Annotated in this window: 19 protein-coding genes and 1 other annotated feature; of the genes, 8 read left to right on the plus strand and 11 right to left on the minus strand. The window is 50.5% G+C overall.

Annotated features, from left to right (window positions below; genetic code table 11):
* Positions 1 to 41 precede the first annotated feature (41 nt).
* On the plus strand, positions 42 to 935 hold the full coding sequence (gene comER / locus GNP95_RS08925; RefSeq protein ID WP_155610478.1) for a late competence protein ComER: 894 nt from the start codon (positions 42 to 44) through the stop codon (positions 933 to 935).
* Here the strand turns inward: comER and leuS are convergent.
* Both leuS and GNP95_RS08935 read right to left on the minus strand, forming a co-directional pair.
* Complete coding sequence (leuS, locus tag GNP95_RS08930) at positions 932 to 3,373, minus strand: leucine--tRNA ligase (RefSeq protein ID WP_155610479.1); 2,442 nt, start codon at positions 3,371 to 3,373, stop codon at positions 932 to 934. The genes comER and leuS overlap by 4 nt on opposite strands.
* Before the next feature lie 102 nt (positions 3,374 to 3,475).
* Positions 3,476 to 3,734 (minus strand) — a binding site (T-box leader).
* A 76-nt stretch (positions 3,735 to 3,810) separates the two neighbouring features.
* Entirely contained in the window at positions 3,811 to 5,466 is a 1,656-nt protein-coding gene (locus tag GNP95_RS08935) for a hypothetical protein (protein WP_155610480.1), read from the minus strand.
* A gap of 159 nt (positions 5,467 to 5,625) precedes the next feature.
* On the opposite strand from GNP95_RS08935, the gene kduI reads away from it, so the two are divergent.
* The 3 genes from kduI to kduD are packed head-to-tail and all read left to right on the plus strand — an operon-like array spanning position 5,626 to position 8,041.
* Positions 5,626 to 6,459, plus strand: coding sequence for a 5-dehydro-4-deoxy-D-glucuronate isomerase (gene kduI, locus GNP95_RS08940; protein WP_155610481.1), 834 nt, complete (start codon positions 5,626 to 5,628; stop codon positions 6,457 to 6,459).
* 33 nt (positions 6,460 to 6,492) lie between these two features.
* Complete coding sequence (locus GNP95_RS08945; RefSeq protein ID WP_155610482.1) at positions 6,493 to 7,263, plus strand: DeoR/GlpR family DNA-binding transcription regulator; 771 nt, start codon at positions 6,493 to 6,495, stop codon at positions 7,261 to 7,263.
* Positions 7,264 to 7,288: 25 nt separating this feature from the next.
* A complete protein-coding gene (kduD, locus tag GNP95_RS08950) occupies positions 7,289 to 8,041 on the plus strand; it encodes a 2-dehydro-3-deoxy-D-gluconate 5-dehydrogenase KduD (RefSeq protein ID WP_155610483.1) in 753 nt (250 codons plus the stop codon).
* Between the two features lie 81 nt (positions 8,042 to 8,122).
* On the opposite strand, the gene GNP95_RS08955 is transcribed toward kduD, so the two are convergent.
* From GNP95_RS08955 to GNP95_RS08985, 7 genes are all read right to left on the minus strand, one after another.
* Positions 8,123 to 9,580 carry a glycosyl hydrolase family 28 protein gene (locus GNP95_RS08955; RefSeq protein WP_155610484.1) on the minus strand — a complete coding sequence of 486 codons (1,458 nt, stop codon included), beginning with the start codon at positions 9,578 to 9,580 and terminating at the stop codon, positions 8,123 to 8,125.
* 102 nt (positions 9,581 to 9,682) lie between these two features.
* Positions 9,683 to 10,519 (minus strand): carbohydrate ABC transporter permease, encoded by an 837-nt coding sequence (locus tag GNP95_RS08960; RefSeq protein WP_196427114.1) that lies wholly within the window; start codon positions 10,517 to 10,519, stop codon positions 9,683 to 9,685.
* A 1-nt stretch (position 10,520) separates the two neighbouring features.
* Positions 10,521 to 11,420, minus strand: a complete 900-nt coding sequence (locus GNP95_RS08965; RefSeq protein ID WP_155610485.1) for a carbohydrate ABC transporter permease — start codon at positions 11,418 to 11,420, stop codon at positions 10,521 to 10,523.
* 80 nt (positions 11,421 to 11,500) lie between these two features.
* Positions 11,501 to 12,832: an ABC transporter substrate-binding protein gene (locus GNP95_RS08970; RefSeq protein WP_155610486.1), complete on the minus strand. Its 1,332-nt coding sequence runs from the start codon at positions 12,830 to 12,832 to the stop codon at positions 11,501 to 11,503.
* A gap of 198 nt (positions 12,833 to 13,030) precedes the next feature.
* Complete coding sequence (locus tag GNP95_RS08975; protein WP_155610487.1) at positions 13,031 to 14,791, minus strand: cache domain-containing sensor histidine kinase; 1,761 nt, start codon at positions 14,789 to 14,791, stop codon at positions 13,031 to 13,033.
* 11 nt (positions 14,792 to 14,802) lie between these two features.
* The gene (locus tag GNP95_RS08980) at positions 14,803 to 16,410 is read right to left on the minus strand and encodes a response regulator (protein ID WP_155610488.1); all 1,608 of its coding nucleotides are present in this window, start codon (positions 16,408 to 16,410) and stop codon (positions 14,803 to 14,805) included.
* A 233-nt stretch (positions 16,411 to 16,643) separates the two neighbouring features.
* Positions 16,644 to 17,495 (minus strand): AraC family transcriptional regulator, encoded by an 852-nt coding sequence (locus GNP95_RS08985; protein ID WP_155610489.1) that lies wholly within the window; start codon positions 17,493 to 17,495, stop codon positions 16,644 to 16,646.
* Positions 17,496 to 17,617: 122 nt separating this feature from the next.
* Between GNP95_RS08985 and GNP95_RS08990 the strand changes: the two genes are divergently transcribed.
* The 4 genes from GNP95_RS08990 to GNP95_RS09005 are packed head-to-tail and all read left to right on the plus strand — an operon-like array spanning position 17,618 to position 21,487.
* Positions 17,618 to 18,466 carry a sugar phosphate isomerase/epimerase family protein gene (locus tag GNP95_RS08990; RefSeq protein ID WP_155610490.1) on the plus strand — a complete coding sequence of 283 codons (849 nt, stop codon included), beginning with the start codon at positions 17,618 to 17,620 and terminating at the stop codon, positions 18,464 to 18,466.
* Between the two features lie 14 nt (positions 18,467 to 18,480).
* Positions 18,481 to 19,644 (plus strand): Gfo/Idh/MocA family protein, encoded by a 1,164-nt coding sequence (locus GNP95_RS08995; RefSeq protein WP_155610491.1) that lies wholly within the window; start codon positions 18,481 to 18,483, stop codon positions 19,642 to 19,644.
* A 45-nt stretch (positions 19,645 to 19,689) separates the two neighbouring features.
* A complete protein-coding gene (locus GNP95_RS09000; protein ID WP_155610492.1) occupies positions 19,690 to 20,451 on the plus strand; it encodes a sugar phosphate isomerase/epimerase family protein in 762 nt (253 codons plus the stop codon).
* A 1-nt stretch (position 20,452) separates the two neighbouring features.
* Positions 20,453 to 21,487, plus strand: a complete 1,035-nt coding sequence (locus tag GNP95_RS09005; RefSeq protein WP_155610493.1) for a Gfo/Idh/MocA family protein — start codon at positions 20,453 to 20,455, stop codon at positions 21,485 to 21,487.
* 66 nt (positions 21,488 to 21,553) lie between these two features.
* On the opposite strand, the gene GNP95_RS09010 is transcribed toward GNP95_RS09005, so the two are convergent.
* Together GNP95_RS09010 and GNP95_RS09015 are read right to left on the minus strand one after the other, a co-directional pair.
* Positions 21,554 to 22,465 carry a nucleoside hydrolase gene (locus GNP95_RS09010; protein ID WP_155610494.1) on the minus strand — a complete coding sequence of 304 codons (912 nt, stop codon included), beginning with the start codon at positions 22,463 to 22,465 and terminating at the stop codon, positions 21,554 to 21,556.
* Positions 22,466 to 22,541: 76 nt separating this feature from the next.
* Positions 22,542 to 24,122, minus strand: coding sequence for a glycoside hydrolase family 43 protein (locus tag GNP95_RS09015; RefSeq protein ID WP_155610495.1), 1,581 nt, complete (start codon positions 24,120 to 24,122; stop codon positions 22,542 to 22,544).
* Between the last annotated feature and the right edge of the window lie 74 nt (positions 24,123 to 24,196).

Raw genomic sequence — 24,196 nt, forward strand, 5'->3', positions numbered from 1 at the left:
GACGAATATTTTTGTGCTTAAGCACGAAAGGGGGAAACAGGATGAAAGTCGCTTTCATCGGAACGGGATCGATGGGAAGCCTGCTCATTGAGGCTTTCCTTCGTTCCGGTGCACTGTACCCGCATAACCTGCATGTCAGCAACCGCAGCAAGACCAAAGCGGAAATGCTGGCTTTGCGGCATCCCGGCCTTAACGTCGCGGCCAGCAATGCCGAGGCTGCCCTAGGAAGCGATATCGTATTTATTTGCGTAAAGCCCCATCACTTCCCGGAGGTTATCGCGGAAATTCGCAGTGTACTTCTCGAGACGCAACTGCTCATCTCCATTACAAGCCCTGTGCTTATCTCCATGCTGGAAGAGCAGGTCCCTGCCAAAATCGCCAAAATCATCCCCAGCATAACTCATTCCGTACATAGCGGCGCCTCGCTCTGCATTTATGGGGAGCGGGTTCAGCCGGAAGATCGGCTGCTGCTGGAGCAGCTCATGTCCTCGATTAGCAGGCCGACCCCAATTAAAGAGTCGGAGACGAGAATCGCCTCCGACATATCAAGCTGCGGTCCTGCCTTCGTAAGCTTCATCGTACAGCAATGGGCCAAAGCCGCAGCGCAAATGACCGGTATCAACATGCCGGAAGCGCTAAGGCTCAGCGCGGAAATGCTGCTCGGTACAGGCCGGCTCTTAACGGAAGGCGGCCTGACGGCAGAGCAACTGCAGCGCCGCGTTGCCGTTCCCGGCGGCGTGACGGCCGAAGGACTGGCTATATTGGAGGAGCGCCTTCAGGGCGTATTCCTAAGTCTGATTGAGGCGACGCAGCGGAAGCACGAGGCCGATCTGGCCAAGCTGGCCGCTCTTTTCGACGCCGTCAAACCTGCTGCAAACAGTTCTGTCAGCCCTGACCATGGCGATTTAGAGTCAGACAGACCTGAAATACTCTAGCCGACAACGATATTGACGAGCTTGCCCGGAACTGCGATAACTTTGCGAACAGCCTTTCCTTCAATAGCCTGTTTCACGTTCGGCAAAGCCATGCTGTGTTCCTGCATCGCTGCCTGATCAAGATCCTTGGCTACTTTGGTGCGGTCCACGATTTTGCCGTTCACCTGCACGACGATTTCCACTTGGGAATCGACCGTCCAAGCCTCGTCATATACCGGCCAAGGCTCATAAGTGACGCTCTCGTTATGGCCAAGGCGCTCCCACAGCTCTTCCGCCAAATGCGGAGCCAGCGGGGACAGCATTTGCACGAAATTCGCCGCGGCGACTTTCGGAATAACATCGGTTTTATAGGCCTCATTTACGAAGATCATCAGCTGGCTGATCGCCGTATTGAAGCGCAGTGCCTCGAAATCTTCAGTCACTTTCTTGATCGTCTTATGCCAAGTGCGTTTGAAATCATCCGTGCCTTCGCCATCGTTGATTTTCGCGTTCAGGCTGCCATCCTCGGCGACGAACAGGCGCCAGATCCGGGACAGGAACCGATGCGTTCCTTCTACTCCGCTTGTATTCCATGGCTTGGTCGCCTCCAGCGGACCCATGAACATCTCATAGACGCGCAGCGTATCGGCACCGTATTCGTTCACGATCACGTCCGGGTTGATGACGTTGCCGCGGGACTTACTCATCTTCTCGTTGTTCGTACCGAGGATCATTCCTTGGTTAACCAGCTTGTGGAACGGCTCTTTCGTAGACACAACACCCAGGTCATATAAAACCTTGTGCCAGAAACGGGCGTAGAGCAAATGAAGCACCGCGTGCTCGGCTCCCCCGATGTACAGATCAACTGGCAGCCACTCTTCCTGCTTCTCCTTGGAGCACAGCTCCTTATCATTGTGCGGATCAATGTACCGCAAATAATACCAGCAGCTACCTGCCCATTGCGGCATCGTATTTGTCTCGCGGCGCGCCGGAAGGCCCGTCTCTGGATCTGTTGTATTTACCCACTCTGTCACGTTAGCAAGCGGTGACTCTCCCGTACCGGAAGGCTCAATATGATCAACCTCCGGCAGAAGCACCGGCAGTTGATCTTCCGGCACCGGCTTCATCGTGCCGTCCTCGAGATGCAGGATCGGGATCGGCTCCCCCCAATAACGCTGGCGGCTGAACAGCCAATCGCGCAGGCGGTAGCTTACTTTCCCGCGGCCTTTACCGTTCTCCTCCAGCCAAGCGATCATCTTCTTAATCGCTTCTTCGTTGCGCAGACCGTTCAGGAAATCGGAATTGACATGCGCGCCATCCCCTGTATAGGCTCCTTCCGCAATATTTCCGCCCTCCACAACCTCGATAATCGGCAGACCGAACTGCTTTGCGAATTCATAGTCGCGCTCGTCGTGTCCAGGAACGGCCATAATCGCGCCTGTTCCATAACCGGCCAGCACATAATCCGCAATCCATACCGGCAGTTTCTCGCCGCTCACCGGATTGATCGCATAGGCTCCGGTAAAGACGCCGGTTTTTTCTTTCGCCAAATCCGTACGCTCCAGATCGCTCTTGCGGGCAGCCTGCTCCCGGTAGTCATTCACTGCAGCACGCTGGGCTTCTGTCGTAATTTTCTCCACCAGCTCATGCTCTGGCGCTAGCACGGCATAGCTCGCTCCAAACAAAGTGTCTGGACGTGTCGTGAACACCGTCAGCGTCTCTTCGCTTCCCTCGATTTGGAATACGACCTCAGCCCCTTCGGACTTGCCGATCCAGTTGCGCTGCATATCCTTGATGCTCTCCGACCAATCGAGCTCCTCCAGATCTTCTAGCAGGCGCTCGGCGTATTCGGTAATCTTCAGTACCCATTGCCGCATCGGCTTGCGGATAACAGGGTGCCCCCCGCGTTCGCTCTTGCCGTCGATAACCTCTTCATTAGCCAGGACGGTTCCGAGCGCCGGACACCAGTTAACAGGCACCTCAGCCACGTAGGCGAGACCTTTCTTATAGAGCTGGATAAAAATCCATTGCGTCCATTTATAATATTCCGGATCCGTCGTACTGATCTCCCGATCCCAGTCGTAGGAAAAGCCAAGCGACTTAATCTGGCGCCGGAAGTTGTTGATGTTCTTGACCGTAATGTCGCGCGGATGCTCGCCCGTATCAAGGGCATGCTGCTCCGCAGGCAGACCGAATGCGTCCCAGCCCATCGGGTGAAGCACGTTATATCCGCGCATCCGCTTGTACCGCGAGACGATATCCGTCGCCGTATATCCCTCAGGATGGCCTACGTGAAGGCCTGCCCCTGATGGATAGGGAAACATATCCAGCGCATAAAATTTCGGTTTGCCCGGCTCCTCTGTTGTTTTGAATGTTTGGTGCTCATCCCAGTATGCCTGCCATTTCGGCTCAATCGCCTGGGCACGGTATACATCGTGAGATTGATTGTTATTGCTCATGATCTTAAACTCCCTTCAGTGAATAAAAAACGCCGATTGACGTATTTTCCAATAGCAGATAGGCCATCAAAAGAAAAACCTCCCGACCCATAGCGTATCATCGCTAGGGACGAGAGGAGTATTCCCGTGGTACCACCCTAGTTAGCTTCCGGCATGCTTTGCCATCCGCTCCCTTTGCACCCTTAACGCGGGCAAGACGATGATGTTTCCGGAATAGCAAGCACCAGCCAAACGAGGCGCAGAATCCCATTGCATCATAACTCCGAGGCGAGTTCATTTGCATTCTCCAACCGGCTTGCACCATGCACCGGCTCTCTGGGTGGCAGAATTTCAAACTATTATTCCTCTTCAAAGTTCTTGAATATCCATTTTGATTACCAATCATTATATAAAAATGAAACAGCCTCGTCAATGATAATTGAGGCGCGTCCTTCTGTTTACAGCGCACTGTATTGATAATGATCGTAACAGACAGGCTGGCCGTCAATCAACGCTTCGTAACCTGCTCCTTCCTTTATATATAAACTCAGCCCTTTGCCGCAGATCATCCCCGTGTATTCGACCTGGAAATCTCTATCCATCTTAAATCGGGGTTGAATCTGAGACATCACGCTGGCGAATTTCCCAAGATCAAAGATTCCGCGTTCATTTGCCGCCGCAGCGCCCACCGCTTCAACCACGACTCCGCTCCTGCGTCCGCGGCATACGACAAGCTGATAACCGTCCTGCCGGCGTATTTCATACGGCCCGCTCAAGTATACGGCGAAATAAGTGTCTTCCACTTGACCATACAATGCATCTGGCTCCTGCAGCCACTCCCCTTCGGGAATAACGCCGATCACTTCGTCGCGAACCGATTCCGGCAGCGGATATAGCGCCATAACCACATTTTGATAATAGAGCACCTCCGTCCACTCGCTTTGATGGCGGGGATCGCGGCCGGATTCATCATATCCTTCCCCAGGATGGAAAAAGTACAGCTGATTGCCTAAGCCGCCGAGGCGCACCGGCAAACTAAACAGCCAGCGCAGCTGCTCGTTGTCGAATTCCTTGACCCTCTCCCATAACCCTCCTGCCGCGAACTGTTCAGTAATATAAGCATAAGAATGCAGCACTCGCCTCTGACCCTCGACCGTTTTTATGATCGAACGGCACACTTCGGAAGGCTGCTTGCGATTCAGCGCAATACGCAGGGCGCTCTCCGGAGCCGCACGGAACAGAAGACCGGCATATTCCGTTCGCGGCATCTTTTCCGGGAGCGTGAAATTGCCGAACTGCACATAATCATGCAGAACGTTCGCATCCTTTGGCGCGTCATGCGGCCAGCCGCGGGAATGTGCGCCGACCCAGGCGCCTTTTAAATATAAACTCGCCCTTACTTCCCATAGATGATCCAGCATTTCTGCCAGCTCCGCCTTAATTTCCTCATCCTCCATTAGCTCGAAAGCACATGTGAACGCCTGTACCCAATGCCAAAACCACGGCAGCGAGCCGTATTCTGCCATCCCTTCTCGCTGTATAAGCTCAAAAGTACGCTGCAGACAGTTTCTCCCGTCTTCAACTAAAGCCTGATCATTGTACCTTTGGCCAAAAATCAGCTTGGCCGCAGTGAATTTCGCTTCATGATGACCGTAATGTTCAAGCGGCTTACGATAAAAATTGCTCTCATATACATTTCTTAATGCTGCTTCAAAGCTCTCCGCCAGCTTGCTGCTCATATGCCGGGCGTAGTTATGATAGAAATAAACCATCAGGCTTCCCATCAATTCAACGGGCAGCTCGTGAGGCGCAGCTTGCTCGGGAACCGGATGCAGATTAAGCGGCCAATGCCCGTACATCGGGCTGTCCGGATCATTCTGCTGCAGTTCGAGCACCCGGTGCAGCACTTTTTCAGCCAGCTGCTTGCCCTCCGAACGATCGAACCCCGGCTCCTCCTTCGGGCTAACGGCAGCCGCGAATAGATAAGATGCGTAATAATAATTATCCCGAATATCGCCATGAAACCATAAACCGCTACTTAATAGCGGCTGGTTCCACGCTTTGGCCGCCGCCTTCCGTACGATTTCGTTCATTCTTTGTTCATGCTGATTCATAAGTTGACTTCCTCCTGATCACTAGTTTACCTGAATTACTTTGTTTCTTCTCTTTAGGCAAATGATCCAAACAGCTTGCAAATTAAACACAAACGGATTAATATGAACCTATATGAACATTTTAAACTAAAGTGAACCAAAAGAGGAGGCTTTTTTAAAATGGAAAGACGTTATGCATCTCATCCCAATGAAGTAAAGCAGTTCGACACGGATCGGCTTCGGGAGGAATTCCACATCCCGACCCTATTTACGGCCGACAAGCTGGAGCTTGTCCTGACTCATGAGGATCGCCTGATTATCGGCGGCGCTTATCCTGTGAAACAAGATGTGAAGCTGGAGACCGACCTGAAGGAGCTGGGCGTGTCCTTCTTCCTGGAACGCCGCGAGCTTGGCGCCATCAACGTAGGCGGCCCTGGGACAATTATCGTCGACGGCACAGAGTATGATCTCAATACAAAAGACTGCTTATATGTTGGAATGGGCTCGAAAGAAGTTATTTTCCGCAGTAAAGATGCCAGCAAACCGGCCAAATTCTATTTGAATTCAGCGCCTGCGCATAAAGAGTTCCCAACCGCGAAGACGACGCTCGGCGAAGCCGACTCCAGCGCGCTTGGCTCAATTCAGAACTCCAACGACCGGACGATCCATCGTTTTATCCATGCGGACGGTATTCAAAGCTCCCAGCTGGTTATGGGTATGACGCAGCTTAAAACAGGGAATATGTGGAACACAATGCCAGCGCACGTTCACCCGCGCCGGATGGAAGCTTATATGTACTTCGATCTTCCTGAAGATGCGGTCGTCATCCATCTGATGGGCGAACCGACAGAAACCCGTCATATCGTGATGAGAAACGAAGAGGCAGTTATCTCTCCTAGCTGGTCCATTCATAGCGGTGTGGGAACGAGCAATTATACGTTCATCTGGGGCATGGCCGGCGACAACAAAATCTACAGTGATATGGACGCCGTAGCCATGAAGGATTTAAGATAGAGAGATAAATATTTACGGAAGAGTTGAGATAGTATGAGTCCGATTAGACGGCATGAGAGAATCATGGAAGTTCTGCTGACGAACAAAGAGGTGACGGTTGCGGAGTTAAGCGACAAGCTGGGGGTAACTGGCAAGACGATTCGCGAGGATTTGACCCGGCTCGAGGAGCAGGGTTTGATCGTTCGCGTTCATGGCGGCGCCATTCTGGCGCAAAGCGATCAATTCGGCATCCTCCCTTCCAAGGAACCGCTCGCGAAGCATGCGGATGAGAAGGCCGATATTGCCCTTAGAGCGTTGCAGCACATCAAGCCTAACGACATCATTGCGCTGGACGGGGGGAGCACGACACTGGAGATTGCCCGCCGTCTTAGCAATGAGCCGTTAACCGTCATTACGAATGATGTCTATATCATCAGCGAACTGGCCGCGAAGGACAATATACGTCTCGTCGTCCCCGGCGGCTACCGGGTTCGCAACATGCTGGCCGGGCCGGAAGCGACTTCGTATATTCAGCAGTTGAACATTCAAAAAGCTTTTATTTCGGCGACAGGCATTCACCCGGAACATGGGTTATCGATTTATACCGGAGATCTGATCGGCTTCAAACGGGCTTTAATCGAAACCGCCCGCGAAGTCATCGCCGTCATTAACCATCATAAATTCGGGCAAACCGCGCTGCGGACGTTCGCCTCCATCAATGAGCTGACCTGCATCATTACCGACAGCGGACTGCCGGCCGAGGTTGCCCGCCAGTATAGCAGCGCGGGAGTATCGATCGAGTGCGGAAACAATAAGAACTTCTAATCATTTATGAAGGAGAGTCCAACCCATGAAATTGTTCGATTTAACAGGCAAAACCGCTCTGGTAACAGGTACTACCGGCGGATTGGGACAGGGTATCGCCATCGGGCTTGCCGAAGCTGGAGCGGATGTCGTCTGTGTATCCCTTGGCCGCAGTGAAGAGACCGTGTATCAAATTAAAGGCCTTGGAAAAAAAGCGACCGTTGTTCAAGTCGATTTAAGCGATCACAGCAAATTGGAAGCAACCTTTAACGAGGCGCTCAAGCTGACGGGCCAGATCGATATCCTGGTGAACAACGCCGGTATTATACGCCGTACACCGGCCAAAGACCATAGCGCTAAGGATTGGTCCGATGTCCTTGACCTGAACCTCAGTACGGTATTCCTGTTGTCCCAGCTTGCAGGGCGCCATATGCTCGAGAGAGGCAGCGGCAAAATCATCAACATCTGCTCGATGCTCTCCTATCAAGGCGGCATCAACGTTCCAGGGTATACAGCCAGCAAGCATGCCGTTGCCGGCCTGACCAAAGCCTTTGCCAATGAATGGGCAAGCGGCGGCGTGCAGGTTAACGGCATCGCTCCGGGTTATATGGTTACGGATAATACCGCGCAAATTCGCGCGGATGAGAACCGCTACGCTTCGATTACGGACCGGATTCCTGCCGGACGCTGGGGAACGCCGGAAGACCTTAAAGGTTCGGCGGTATTCCTCGCCTCCTCGGCATCCGACTATTTGAACGGCCATATTCTCTGCGTAGACGGAGGCTGGATGGCCAGATAATTCATTTCGGCCCAACAGGCTTTACTAAAAAAAGAGACATAAAGACGTTTATCCAAGTCTTTATGTCTCTTTTTTTCCATCTCATTGTTCAGCCAAAAACTTAATGTTGCGGGCATGCTCATTGATATGAAAATGCCCCTCTTCCGCCTGAAGTATCGTCCGCCCGTTGATTTGTAATCGAATGAATGTGACTCCATCGACAACTCTGTCTTGATCGAATCCGTAAATCCGGTTCGGCTTGACGTTATCCCCTGTATAGCTGACATTGCGAAATGTAATATTCTCAATGCGTGTGCCAGGCTCAGGGTTATAATCGGGATTATGCACCACGCGAATATCCATCAATTGTCCCAATTCAAAAGGCTCCACGCGAATATCATCATATCGAACATTGCGGACAGTATTCTTATCGCCCGCATTGATCGCCATCGCTCCCCAATAGTTCTCTTGAGGCTCGTGGTGTTCAAGAATATCCAAATTTTCGAACACGATATCTTCGATCGTATCCCCGTCCTTATTGTAATCGCCATGTGTGCCAATCATTAACGGGTGCGCGACATCAGCCCATAATACTGAATTGCGGACCTTTACGCGGCTTGTGCCTCCACGATAATCCCAGCGGGTTCCGTAGATGGCAATACAATCATCCGAGGTACGAAGGAACACATCATCGATCTCAATATCCGAACTGGCCATCATGTCGATGCCATCCGACCAGCCTCTTGTGCTGAATGATTTAAAATTTCGGATCCGGATCTGGCTCGACTTCCCGATATAAATACTGTAGTGAGGAGGGTCTATGAGAATTAATCCCTCAACCTCGATATTGTGCGAGAACCCGATGCGGATGCCGCGGAAGGCAGAGTATCTATGATACTCGGATAAATACAGAACGCCTCTTCCTTTAATAGTTACATCCTGTACATGTTCGCAAACCAGCGAGCCCACAACGATAGCACCGCCTGCAATATAGACCGTTTTCCCGGACGGAATCCGTAGTATCGTCTCTTCGATATAATGCAGCCCTGGAGCAAAATATAGGGTATCCGGCTCCTGCCCCGAGCTGTCTAGCGGCGTCTTAAGCAATCTCAAAATATCCGCGGCACGATGAATGGCCGTTTTTCCCGGCCGCTCTAATACGACTACGCCGGGATCGTCCGGCTGGGGAGCGTCCTGTTCCGGTTCTCCAGCAAACAGATGCAGGTTGCGGAACCGCTCGCCATTGATTTCCACCGATAATTTCACGGGCCGATCGATCACAAAACGGAGGATCCCGCCCTCATGGCCTGCCCTTATTTGCGTAGAGAGCGGACGAATGACCACGGAATTGATTTTGGCAAACAAACATTCAATCTCGACTTCAACGATGCCTTCGCGATCAAAATAAGCCATCGATGCCTGGCGAACGTGATGCATGTCCACTTTTACCTCATAAAGAAACAGCTCCTGCCAATCTCCATCCTTAGCCCGCACACGAACGCGATAATCCTTCGAACCAACGGCTCCCTCTGGAGCTGAATATATGATGGTTTTATTCATTTGTATCCCCCAATAATTTATAATTATTTACATACTTAAGAAATACAGCCGGAGAAGAAATCCCCCGGCTGTATATAAACGATGATTCTATGATTCCCGCCCCTATCCTTTTGTTGCCCCTGCGGCAATGCCTTTGACGAAATACTTTTGCAGAAAAATAAACGCAAGGAGCACCGGCACAACCGACATCGTCGTCCCCGCAAAAATCATATCCCAACGGGAGGAGAATTCACCGATATAACGATAGATTTCCACAACCATCGTCTTCGGCTGGCCGGACGGAAGCACCAGCATCGGCATGAGGAAGTCATTCCATATTCCGAGTCCGTTCAGCACAATCATGCTCGCCGTAACGGGCCCCAGAAGCGGGAATACAATCATCCAGAACGTCCTTACTTTGGAGCAGCCATCGATTTCAGCCGCTTCTTCGATTTCGAGCGGAATGCCTTTGACGAAGCTGGAGTACAAGAGGCTGCCGAAGCCGACCGCCCCGGCGATGTATATCATGATGGGGCCTGCCAAGCTGCCGTACAGGCCGAGCATTTTCAGTTCCTTGAACAAAGGGATCATATAAGCCTGGAACGGAATCATCATCCCAGCCAGGAAGTAGACGAACATAAATCTAGTCCATCTCGTATTTCTGCGCTGGATCGCGTAGCCTGCCATAGGGATAATGATCACCTGGAACAGGATGGAAACGACGGTCAGAATCAAGCTGTTTACGATCGCTAAAGGATAGTTCGTTTCCGTCAGCAAATATTTAAAGCTGTCCAAGTATAACGACTGCGGAAAGGAGATCGCGTCGCGCATAATTTCGGCGTTGCTCTTAAAGGCCGACATAATATTAAAGAAGATCGGAAAGAAGAAAATGACGGCGATCACCAGCGTGATCAGGAATATGCTAAGATTTATGAGTGTTTTTCGTGTTTTCAGTGTCATCTTACATTTCAACCTCCCTCTTCTGGAGGACTTTCACCTGGAACACGGTAATGATCAATATGATGAAGAACAGTACCAGCGCCAGTGCGGTGCCGAATCCTTGCCGCAATTCGCCGAAGCCTACTTTATAGATAAGATACGTCAATGTTTCGGTCTCAAAACCAGGACCGCCGTCAGTCATGACTGCGATTTGGTCGAATATTTTCAGGGCGCTAATCATAGCTAGAACCATACATACCGTAACCGATCCGGCCAGGAGCGGGAAGGTGATATGACGGAATTGCTGCCAGCCGTTGGCTCCATCGATGCTTGCCGCTTCATTGAGCTCTTGCGGGATGCCCTGCAGCCCTGCGAGATAAATAATCATATAATAGCCTGCGCCCTTCCAAACGGTAGACAAAATGACGGCCAGCATGGCATATTTGGGATCGCCCAGCCAATCTACGGCGAATGCGCCCAATCCGAGTTTGTCCAACAATTGATTCACGACACCGAAGTTGTAGTTGAGCATCATGGCCCAGACGAACCCCATGACGATGCCGCTCAGCAAGGTCGGAAAATAAAATATACTTCTGAAAATTTTGCTCAGCCAACGTACTTTATCGACGAGAACCGCCAAGAGAATGGCGACGATATTTTCAAGAATAACGAGACTGATCGTTAATACCATCGTATTTTTCAAGGCATTATGAACCCTGGGACTGTTCCAAATTTCTACGAAGTTGGCTAATCCGATGAATCGAACATCAGAGCTGATGCCATCCCAAGAGGTGAAGCTGTAATATACACTTCCTAGCGTCGGAACAATCACGAAGAGGGTGTACAATATAAATGATGGCAGGATGAAATACAATGCGTAAGGCTGCCACATTTTCTTTTTTTTAATGGTAGGTGTAGCCATAGTTCCTCTCCCTCCCTCAATCGCTCGTATGAAAAGAGAGGGAACCCCCGAAGAGGTTCCGCTCCTCAGCATGCTTGCTTTTACATGGCGTTCGCTTTCACTTGATTGTCATATTCCGTATCTGCTTGCTTCATGTAGTCCGCAACGTCTCCGTCCTTCACAACAAGCTCCTGGAGCAGCTTATAGTACCAATTGCGGAATTGCGGAGGTATTAAATTGTCGCCCCACCAATTGTTGATCGCCAAAGATTTATTTACAGTCGGATCAGCAATCAGATCGAGCGCAACCTGCATTTGCTCGCTGGTCTCATAAGTGACTTCTGCTTTAGTTGAGGGAATCGCGTTAATGCTTGCCAAATAGTTCGAGTAATTCTCCGGCTCAAAGAAGAATCGGATGAATTCCTTAATCGCTTCAACCTTATCCGCATCCTTGGATGCTTCCGTCGAAATGGACCAGCCGGCAGGAGATGGCAGCCCAATCACATTGATTTTGCCTTCGCGGTCAGGAACAGCATAGAACCCGAATTCAAAATTAGGATCCGCTTCTGCAATTTGCGTGAACATCCAGGTTCCCGAGTACAGCTGCGCCGCTTTGCCGCTAACGAGGATCGAAGCTGTCTGGTTATCTCCCGTGCTCAACCAGCCTTTGTCGACGTACTTTTGGAACAGATCTTTAAAGTCCGTCATAGCTTGAACCACTTTGTCCTCAGTAAAGCTGGCCTGCTGCGCCGTACGCTTGGAGTTCCAATCTGGGTCTTCGGCGTACACTGCATCGATGAGGAACTTATTGACCCAGAAGCCCATATGGAAAATATCTTTGCCACCTACGACGATCGGAGAAATTCCGGTCGCTTTCAGCTTTTCCTGGATTTCGATAAACTCGTCATAGGTTTTTGGCAATTCAGTCACGCCGGCATCGGCATAAGCTTTCTTGCTGTAAATGATTCCTTGCGGCGCATTGACCTGCATCGGAGCATTCCACACCTTGCCATCCACTTCAGGCGGTGCCTCGAACAGATCAAGCAAATTTGCCGGCAGTTCTACAATTTTTCCCGCATCCGCGAACACCTCCGTGTCCCGCATTTCTACAAGATCCGGGAATTCGCCGACGGCATCTTTAGTCTTCAGCCAATCCAGGTAAGCCGATGACGTTGTTTCGCTCAAATCTTTTATTTTGATATGAGGATTCACTTCCATAAACTTCTTGACGGTATCGGCAATCGCTTTTTTTGTCGCCGGGTCGCCGGAAGCATAACCTATCGTAAATGCAACCTCTTTCTTCGCATCCTCTGCTGCGCCATTCCCTGGCGTGTTAGCGGGATTGCCGCCTGCATTGTTGCCGCCGCAAGCGGTCAGCATCGTTGTCGCCACCAATAATAGTACGGATAGTTTCAGCAATGTTTTTCTAAACATAGTTTGAGATAACCTCCCTTTTGCCTCTAGACGGAAACGGGTGACGGATGTGCGCATCATCTGTAAGCGTTTCCCTTGATAACAGCATAGCATCCCCATTTTTGGATTAGAATGAACTTTTTTAAGCGCCATATGCTCAATTTTAAGAAGAGAAAACAAAAGCGAACGAGAGGGTTATCCTCTCATTCGCCAAAGACGCTAGACTGTTTCCTCGGTAATCGGAAAAGTAAGAAGCACGGATGTTCCTACATGCTCCCTGCTGTTAATCGTCAGGCCGTATTGCTCGCCGAATACCGATTTGATCCGTTCATGCACATTTTTGAGCCCGACGTTTTTCCCCGGTGCTTCAGGATCGTTTTGCGCCATATGGATACTGTCCAACTTATCCTGCTCCATCCCAATTCCGTCGTCATACACAGTGACGATAAGCGTGTCGCCATTCTTCTCCACGGTCAGCCCTACCGTGCCTTTGCCTTTTTGCTTAAGCCCATGCTGAATGGCATTCTCCACAAGAGGCTGAAGGGACAGCTTCAAGATTTGCCAGTTCAAATCCACCTCCGGCTCTATGCTGCAATGAAGCTCGAAGCGCTTGTCGTAACGAACCGAAATAATGTAGAAATAATCTTTCAAATGCTCCAGTTCGCTATGAAGGCTAACCTTCTCTTCGCCGTAATCGATCACGTATTTCAATTGATTGGAGAGAGAGAGGATCATATCCGCCACCTCATCCTGATCCTTGTCCACGGCATTCATTCGGATGACCTCAAGCGTGTTATACAGGTAATGCGGACGAATCTGGCTCTTCAGCGCATTCAGCTCGGTCTGCTTCTGCTTGATCTGGGCGACATAAGCCTCATCGATATACGCCTTCAGGCGCTCGACCATTCGATTAAAGCTATAGCTGAGTCTGCCAAACTCGTCATTGCTCTGAATTTCGACCTGAGTATTCAGGTTTCCGGACTCGACCTTGCTCATTTGCCTCATCAGAGTAAGAATCGGAGCCGACAGCCGCCTGGAGAACCAGGTTCCCATAATAATGAGGGCTATGGAGCACAGAGCGATAGCGATAAAGATCGTCATGCGCACAGAAAATAGCTGCTCAAACAGCGACTCGCGATGAATACGGGCCGTCAAGCTGCCGTCAAGAAACGGGATCGGCTCCGACATGACCATCATCCCTTGATCCGACCCGGACACTAGCCGCTCTCCATCCGCAGAAGAGGACTCATTATTGCTGAAATATACTTTGCCTTCTCCATCCAGCAAATACAATTCGTCCTTCTCCCCTAGATTCAGTTCCTTCAAGAACTGATCGAAAATAACCGTGTCTACATCAATGAATAAAGTGCCTACGACTTTGGGTTCTGCCGTAACACGCCCGGAAATATCGATTAAATTGCGGCCGATCGTAAATACCTTCCGGTCAGAGGTCGGAAAGTAGTCGTCAGAATGCGTAGGAAATATCGCCAATTTGGAAGGATTACCGCTCATTTGCTGGCGCCACTCTTCATATGGAAGCAGCTCCGCAGCCAGTCCCTTGTTCTCCTTCTCTTGGTAATAGAGCTTCCCGTCGCTCTCGCGGACAAAATAAACACTGCTAATATAAGTATCGCTATACAACACCGTCTTCAAGAATGAATCGACCGGGATGCTGTTGATTTGCTCCAATTCATTGACATTGTAAGTCTGGTTTTGACTCGAACTCTCGACATACCCCTCATACCTTCCGGTGTACATCAGCTTGGATACCTCGTTGTATTGGTTAAATGCCGAATTCAGATTGTAGCTCATATACAATACCATCTGCTGCAAATTGCCGGTCGTATAGCGCTCTACATATCCGGTAAATGTATTCACCGAAAACAAGCTCAGGGCAAACAGCGGGATAAGCCCGACTAAAATAAAGGACGCTGAAAATTTAACGAAAATGCTAGTAAACTTGCGGCCCCATAAACGCATATGCAGTTCTCCTATTCGACTTTTGCGGATTGCTTGTACTCCTGCGGCAGCTTGCCGTACATTTTCTTGAACATGTCGCTGAAATGTCTGGCATTGTTATAACCTACACAATCGGAGATTTCGTAAATCATCATATCGGTCTCAAGCAGCAGGCGAACTGCATGCTTCATGCGCACCTCCGTCAAATACTGCTTGAAATTCTGCCCCGTATGCTTCTTGAAGAAGCTGCTGAAATAGTAAGGGTTCATATAAATCATCGAGGCCATAGAGTCCAGTGTAATGTTCTCCTTGTAATGCTCCTCGATATAAGCTTTAATCTCTCCTAGCTGGACGGCTTCCTTATTCGTCAGTTTATGGGTGATTTGCTCATAAATCTGCTGCACGAGGGCTTCGACTTCCCTCTCCAGGCCCTCATACGTGCAGTGGGCGGATAGCCGATCAAGCAGCGACGAGGACTCCTGATGACTTTGATCTATTAAAACCCCGATATGGGACATCTCCTGTTCCAGCACCAGAATCATGTTATAAACATTTGAAACCGCCACGTTCTTGCTTCCATCGGCCTGCTGCTTGATTAAGCTGAGTAATTGTTGCGTTAGTACGCAAATCTGCTCTCTCTGCTGCGAGGTCAAAGCCTTGACCAACGACGCTTGCAGTTCGATTAAGGTATGGCCAAGAGATCCAGGAGATTCAGGAGATTCGAAATCCCATCTATTATTTTCAATGACCTGATTCAAGCCGACGAAATACTTTCTTCTAAGCGCTTTCAATGCGGTGCGGTACGAATACTCTGCTTCTTCGGTGTCGGAGACCGCGCTGCCGATGCCGATAGATACCTTCAGCTTCAAATAGCTATTGATCTTCTCATGCAAATCCTCCGCAAGCTGAACCGGCTCCCTCGGCGTTTCATGCTGAACCAAAATGCCAAATTTCCCTTCTTTATGAAACATAAGCGCATTTCCAGCAGTTTCTATCGTTTCCTTAATAATATTGTTCAGTGCAAAATGAACCAGCTTGCGCTCCCGTTCCTCCCAGTGCGAAGCCCCGCTCAGATCCGCATCCGTCTCCAGTAGACATACCGTTGTGTACTTGCTGACGGCGATAGCGCCCAAATGAATCAGCTCGGCGGCGGCTTTCCGATTTCCATCTGTCAAGCTATCGAGCAGCTCCTCGATCGTTACGGTGCGATTCTTCCGTTCATAATGATCAAGCATTTCCTTTGCCCGCTCGCCCTCCGTCTCCTCACGAATTAATGCTACTGCTCTCATAACGACATCTTCCAAGTGAGACTTAATCACCGGCTTGACCAAATATTCGAGCGCCCCGTATTGAATCGCCTGCTTGGCATAGGCAAACTCTTGATAAGCGCTAATAAACACGACTTTGACCTGCAGATTCTTTTCGTGGATTTCCCGAATGATATCGATCCCGCTGCAGCCGGGCATACTAATATCGCTAATGATTAAATCTGGGTTACATGTCTGAATGAGCTGTCTCAGCTCGTTTCCGTCATTGGCCTCCCCAACGATCATCAGTCCAAGCTCTTCCCATGAAATCAGCTTCTTCAATCCCCGCAAAATGACCGGCTCATCATCAGCCAACAACACCCTTATGTTCATTGCCATCTTCCTCCTTCTGCGCGGGCTATGAGGTTGCTAAAACACACTTTAATTATATAACAACGAGTTCTTCCGGCGTGCCATAAATAACGATAATTACAATGCTATTTCAACGTACAATTTCAGGAATGGGATACGCCCGAACCTCATTAAATCCACTTTAGCATGATGGTTCACAGCCGGAATGCAGTTTTTTAAGACCAATGTGCAGTTTCTTTAGCTTGACCTGTATATCATTGCGGCTTTCCGCTTCTCGGCGTCCCTCCGGTCAGCTTGCGGTAGGCCTTGAAGAAGCTCGAATAGCCGTTAAATCCAGACATGAAGCAGGCCTGAGTGGGCGTAAAGCCCTGCATCATGAGTTGATCCGCCAAATGGATTCTTTTATAAGTGATATATTGTTTAATCGTAAATCCGGTCGTTTCCTTGAAAATACGGCATAAATGATATTTCGTGACGAAAAATCTCTCCGACAGCGCATCCAGCGTAAGCTGCTCCTCCAAATTCGCATTAATATATTCCAACACAGCCCTGACCTTGTCATCCCCCAGCTTGCTGCTGCTTGGCAAATCCGCTTTAGCCAAATCATTGATTGCCGATAAAATCTGCACAATGATGCATTTCGCGACCATCTCATGCTCGGTGCTCCTCTGCTCCAATGCCTGCCGCAGCTTACCGAACAATTCAAGCAGCCCGCTTGCTCTAACAATCTCTGCACTTAACTGATTATCCTCCCCCAGCTTACGGAATTTGATCGTACGGAAGAAATCGATACCGCCAGCCATAAAGGGGGGCAGGAAATTGGCATCCATGCTTAAAACGATCCGCTCATACGGCAGATTTTCAGCAATATTCACGACATGAAGCTCATTCGAATTCATCATCAGAATCGAGTATGGCTCCAAGTCGTATTTGCTGCCCTCAATCGTAAAGCTGCCTGCTCCGTTGATAAACATAAATATTTCGTAGCCCTTCTCATAATGGAGCTTATAATCCAGCGGATTGGGCTGCTCATCTCTAGCATGGTGATAAAAAAAAGAGCTGTCCACAGCCGCATAATGAAATTTCCGTTGCCGACCTGCTTCCATCGAAATCACCTCACCCTAAACATATAGCAAGATTCGCATAGTTTCAAACAATTATCGGGAAGAACTTAGAAAATATTAATGATAAATTGAAGTAGAAATCTCCAAGAAGAGGTGATATCAGAATGGCCAATTTTATGATTTCAGGCTTTGCTGATGAAATTGATGCGGATTTTGAGACGCAATTGAAGGGATTACAAGCACTCGGCATCGATTTTATCGAGGTAAGAGGCGTGAACGGAAAGAACATCTCCATCCTGTCACACGAAGAAATTGCAGAGGTCAAACATAGGCTTGCCCATTACGGGATCAAGGTTTCCTCCATCGGTTCACCGATCGGCAAGATCAGTATTTCGGACGACTTTGGGTCTCATCTAGATATGGCCAAAAGAGTTTTTGAAACCGCTAACACATTGAATAGTCCATTTGTGCGCATTTTCAGCTTCTATATGCCGGAGGGAGGCGATCCTCCCCTATACCGGAACGAAGTCATCGAGCGAGTCGGCGCTATTCTGGAGGCCGCAGAGGGCAGCGGATTAACGATCCTCCATGAGAATGAAAAGGACATCTTCGGTGACAGTCCCGAGCGCTGCCTTGATCTGATGGAGGCCTACCGGTCGCCGCATTTCGCCAGCGCCTTCGATCCAGCCAACTTTGTGCAATGCGGCTGCGAGGTATACCCGGCAGCCTTCGAGCTTCTGGAGCCCTATATCCGGTATGTGCATATTAAAGATGCTCTAGAAGACGGCAGCAATGTTCCGGCAGGAATGGGCGACGGGCGGATCAAGGAGGTGCTGAGAAGCTTAAAGGCTCGCGGGTATGATGGCTTCCTGTCGCTGGAGCCGCATCTGGGCAGTTTTCAAGGCTTGGCCGAGCTGGAGCAAGCTCCGCTGGCCGATACGCTTGAAGCTGGCGGGCTTCACACCTTCAGATTAGCGCATTCATCCTTAATATCGATTCTGAACAATATTTAAAGGAGGATATCCTCATGGAAAATGTACGCCTCGGCATCATCGGCATCGGCAATATGGGCATGTCCCACAGCTTGCGGATTCATCAGGAGCATAAGGTACCGGGCATGACGCTTGGCGCAGTATGTGACACTAGCTCAGAGCGCAGGACATGGGCGCAGGAGAATCTGCCGGGAGTGGCCGTCTTCGAACATGCAACAGAAATGTACGAAAGCGGTCTGATCGATGCCGTCTTAATCGCCGTCCCTCATTATGATCATCCTTCGCTTGCGATTGAAGCCTTCGCCTGCGGCCTGCATGTGCTCATCGAGAAGCCAGCCGGCGTATACACGAAGCAGGTGCTGGAGATGAACGCGGCCGCGAAGCAGTCGGACAAAGTTTTTGGCATCATGTATAATCAGCGGACAAATCCCGTGTACCAGAGAGTCAGAGAACTCGTGCAAAGCGGCGAATTGGGCGAGCTTAAGCGAGTCGTCTGGATCATTACGGACTGGTACCGTCCACAGGCCTATCATGATTCCGGCTCCTGGCGCTCCACTTGGGAAGGCGAGGGCGGCGGCACGCTGATCAACCAAAACCCGCATAACCTGGATTTGCTCCAATGGATGCTCGGCATGCCCCGCAGAATCCGCTCCTTCTGCAGCTTCGGCAAATATTACGACATCGAGGTGGAGGATGATGTGACCGCTTATCTGGAATATTCAAACGGTGCAACAGGCGTCTATATCACGTCAACGGGCGAGGCGCCAGGCACAAATCGGCTGGAGATTTCCGGAGATATGGGCAAAATCGTCGTCGAGAACAATCGCATCACGTTTGACCGGAACCGCATTTCGGAACGGGAGCACAATCGGCTGAACGTAGACCCGTTCCGGAAGCCGGAATGCTGGCGCTGCGAAATTCCCGTCTCGGGGGACGGTGGTGAACAGCACATCGGCATATTTAAAAACTTCGCAAAGGCGATTCTACAGGGTGAAAAGCTGCTGGCACCAGGGGAGGATGGCATTCACGGCCTGCTCATTTCGAATGCGATCCATTATTCAACCTGGACGGATGACTGGGCAGAGCTTGACCGCTTTGATCACGAGCATTTCTATGAGCTGCTGCAGGAGAGAATTAAAAGCTCCACGGTAAAGAAGAACGTCGTCCAAAAGGTCGTCGACGTGTCGGGAACGCATTAGTCGGGATAGGAAACTGAAGGCAGCACATTAAAGGAGGTTTCGTAAATGACGAAAATTCTAGGCGCGCAATTATATACAGTTCGGAATTTTGCCGGAACGCCAAATGAGCTTGATGAGACACTGCGAAAAATTAAAGAAATGGGATATACGACGATTCAGTTATCCGCGATTTGGCATATCCCTGTCGATGAGCTGGCGGCGATCGCCCGCGCCCATGGTTTGAAAGTTGTGGTCACCCATATCCCTTATGACCGATTTATCAAAGATCTGGACGGCGTGATCCGTGATCATCATACGCTGGGCTGCGGGCTGGCGGGGCTGGGCGGATTGCCTGCCGAGTATCATAGCGCCGAGGGCTACATCGCCTTCGCCAAGAAATTCTCGGCGATCGCCGATGAATTGGCGCAAAACGGACTAAAGTTCAGCTATCATAACCATCATTGGGAATTTCAAAGCTACAACGGAAAGCTCGGCATGGATGTGCTCATTGAACAGACAAGTCCGGAGAACTTCCTATTTACACTGGACACCTACTGGGTACAGGTAGGCGGCGGCGACCCCAGCGCCTGGATTCGCAGGCTGGAGAACAGAGTCGAGGCCATCCACCTGAAGGATTTGACGATCATCGATTCGCAGCAGATCATGACCGAAATTATGGAGGGCAATCTCCATTGGCCGGAAATTCTGCAAGCTTGCGAGGAGGCAGGAGTCAAATGGTATTTAATCGAACGGGATGACGGGCCGACAGACGCGTTCGATAGCTTGAAAATCAGCTATAACAATTTGCACAAGTTCGGATTCTCCTAAGATGAACCAGTTGAATGCCGTCATTGTCGGCTGTGGCGCAATCGGCCCCATTCATGCCGCAGCCATCAGGCAATCGGAGGCCTCCGAGCTATTCGGCGCATGCGATATTGTGAAGGAGCGCGCCGAGACGCTGGCTGGCAAGGGGGATTGCCGGGTATACACCGATTTTAAGCAGGTCTTGTCCGATCCGGCGGTTCACAGCCTACATATATGCACCCCGCATCATTTGCATGCAGAAATGGCCATTCAGGCCGCCGAGGCCGGGAAGCATATCGTGCTGGAAAAGCCCATAGCCATGAACGTCGCTGAAGCACGCAAGGTAGCGGATGCAGTGAAAGCTTCTGGCGTGGCCTGCTGCGCGATTTTGCAAAATCGATTGAACCCGTCCATTGAAAAAGCGAAGGAACTGATTGCGGAGGGAACGCTTGGACGAATGCTCGGCATTAAAGGGTTCCTGACCTGGAGGCGAACGGCGGACTACTACCGATCCGACTCCTGGCGCGGCAAATGGGCAACCGAAGGCGGCGGCCTCTTAATCAATCAAGCCGTGCATATGCTGGATTTGCTTTACTATCTCGGAGGGGAGATTGAAGCAGTTCAAGGAAATATCGACACGCGGGTGTTGCAGGACATCATTGAGGTCGAGGATACCGCCGAAGCCACTTTATATTACAAGGACGGCAAGGCCGGAATGTTCTATGCTACGAACGGGCATTCCGAGAACAGTCCCTTTTTTATTGAAATGCATATGGAGAAAGGCTTGTTGCGCTACATGGATAACCAGCTTATGCTGGTCAGCGGCAGGGATGTTCAATGGCTGGAAAGCGATGTGCTCAGCGCAAATCAACAGCCAGCCGTCGGCAAATCCTATTGGGGGCAAGGCCATGCCAGGCTGATTGACCAATTCTATCGGAAGCTTGCCTACGGTGATGGCAGCTACGTCCCGCTGCAGGAAACCGCCTATTCCATGGGCTTGCTTGATGCGATTTATGCTTCTTCTAAGCGTCGTTGCAGGCAAACCGTAGAGCTGTTTTAGCACGAAAAAGCTGCTCCTCGTCTATAGAGTTTGTATAGACTTGGGGCAGCTTTTTACTTTAGCATCCTATTCTTTGTCGGACTCGGATAATGCAAATAAAGCCAGCTTGGCGTAGAAATCCTCCAATGTAAACCGGGCATCGATGCTGCGATATACGCGAATCGTTCGCCCCTCTTGACCGGGGACATATCTCATCTGCGAATCGATCCTTGGTGCAGCAACGTTATCGTACTCGAACATATGCTCATCCAGCAGAAGCGCAACCGCGGGAGAATCGCCCAGCACCCACATTTCGCCTTTTGGCCAATGCGCCTGATGTCCGTGATCCATGTTGTGCTGAATTAACTGCTCGTACAGATACTTTCCGATCTCCCCCTGCGGCCTCACTCTTACCGCAAGCTCGGCCAGGCTGACACGCACCATGTCGTATACGTTTTTGGGCACCTGCCAGAGCGGAATGGGGGATTGAAACACAACGTTAGCGGCATCGATATCGTTGCTAAGGTTGAACTCCCGGCTTCCTTCGGGATAGGCGCCGCCGCCAATCCAAATCGCGGTAAGACGGCCAGCGATGGCCGGCTCCATTAAATAAGCCGAAGCTAAATCCGTTAAAGGGCCAAGGAAAATGACATATAACGGCGGCTCATCCTCTTTCATCGCCTCGCGAATAATGATCTCCGCCCCCTCGGAAGGTACAGGCGTGCTTGTGTCCGGAATTTTTACCGGGGCTCCTTTATATACCTCGAACTGGTCTTGCAATCCCATGAGACTCAGTACATGACGAATTTCTGCATAAGATTCCTCCATCGTCGTCTCTCTGCGGGTGCCGAAGTGGGCGCCAATGATTCCTTTGATTTTAAATCTTGGCGTCAGCACCGCATGCACGATAGCATACTGGTCATCAGCTTCACATTTGGTATCGGTGTTTATGATCAATCTAATCTTTTTCTGTTCTGGCACATCATAAGGCATGCTCATGTCCATCTCATCTCCCTAACCTGGATTTTGATTTCATGCTAGCCTTGTTTATCCATAACCACTTGCCCTCGGCGGACTACTCCTTGCCCGTATAGCGCAAGTAATCGAAGTCTGCATGCAGCCGCGTTCCCGACAAATCCTGAGCACATAATCCGATGAAGGTACCCGTGAACCCAAGCTTTCCCTCATATTCATCGGCCAATTGCCCCAGATCCTGCGGGCTGCCGACATAGATCCAATTTATGCCGTCAGGGGAACAACTGAACTGAATCGCATCATATTCGATATCTGCTCTCAAATATACCCGATCCCAGCCCTCCACAGAGACGACAGCCCCTTCCGGCTCATCATAATTGCCTTGATCTGATAATGTCAGCGCCACATGCTTGCCGATCGCTTCATCATGGCTGACCCGCAAATAGAAATGATCGCGGTCATCGTAGTATAAGGTTAATCCGGCCATCTGATTGAAATGCTCCGGTTCGAACTCGACGCAGGTCTCCACCTCGCATACGAAATGCTCCAGCCGTCTTGCCACCATACTCTGCCTGAACCAGGAAAACAGCGATTCACGGCCGCGCATCCGCAAATACCCTGGACGCTCCGTGAGACTAAGCCATTCTTCATCCGCCGGAACTCTGAGCGTATGGTACTGAATGCCGAGCTCAGATGCCTCGAAATGATCCGTCTCGGGAAGCGGAGGGAATGGATGAAGCGGAAGATCAGGGAGCTCTACCTCGAGCTGCGGCAAACGTCCGCCTCCGGCGATCCGCAGCCAGCCGTCCTCCGTCCATTCCAGCTTCTGCATGCCTGTCTCCCGGCCAAGCGGGCACAGCCTGCGTCCCGGCAGGGTGCGTGCGCAAATGAAGGACATATACCATTCCCCATTCTGCGTCTCCACAATCGCGGCATGCCCGGCCTTTTGCAGCGGATAATCCGGATCGTTCACCGTTGTGATGAGCGGATATTCTGGATCATACTCGTAAGGCCCTTCGATACGGCGGGAACGAGCCAGGGTCGCTGCGTGGTTCCAGCCTGTGCCTCCTTCGGCAAGCAGAAGGTAATACCAGCCGTCTCGTTTAAACATATTCGGCCCCTCGCTGACACCGATATCCGTCCCCGTCGCGATCGTACGAACCGGGCCGACAAGGCGCTCTTCTTCAGGCGAATACTCCTGCATGACTACGCCGGCAAACCGATCCTTTCCCTTGCGAAAATCCCATTTCATATTCAGCAGCCACTTCCGCCCGTCATCATCGTGGAATAAATACGGATCAAATCCGCTGCTATTTAAATATATCGGCTCTGACCAAGGGCCCGTAATATCTGTAGCCGTCAACAAATAATTATGAAGATCCTTAAATACGCCCTTACGGCTTTTTACGTCCGTAATCATTAAATAATACGTTCCTTGATCATAAGTGAGCGCTGGCGCCCAGATTCCTCCAGAACTTGGTGCTCCAAGCAGATCCAATTGAGACACGCGGCTTAGCGGACGCGTCAAAGGCCGCCAATGCGCCAGATCTTTGGAATGATGAATTTGCACACCCGGAAACCACTCGAAGGTAGAGGTGGCAAGATAGTAATCCTCCCCCACGCGAATCATCGATGCGTCCGGATTAAATCCCCGGATCACAGGATTGATAATGCTTGTCATTTGCTTGCTCCTCTCAGTGAAAACTTTGAAACATGAAGCCACTCTTCATGTCACTTGGTTTCACTGTATCATGG

This window comes from Paenibacillus woosongensis (assembly GCF_009725165.1).
GTDB lineage: Bacteria > Bacillota > Bacilli > Paenibacillales > Paenibacillaceae > Fontibacillus > Fontibacillus woosongensis.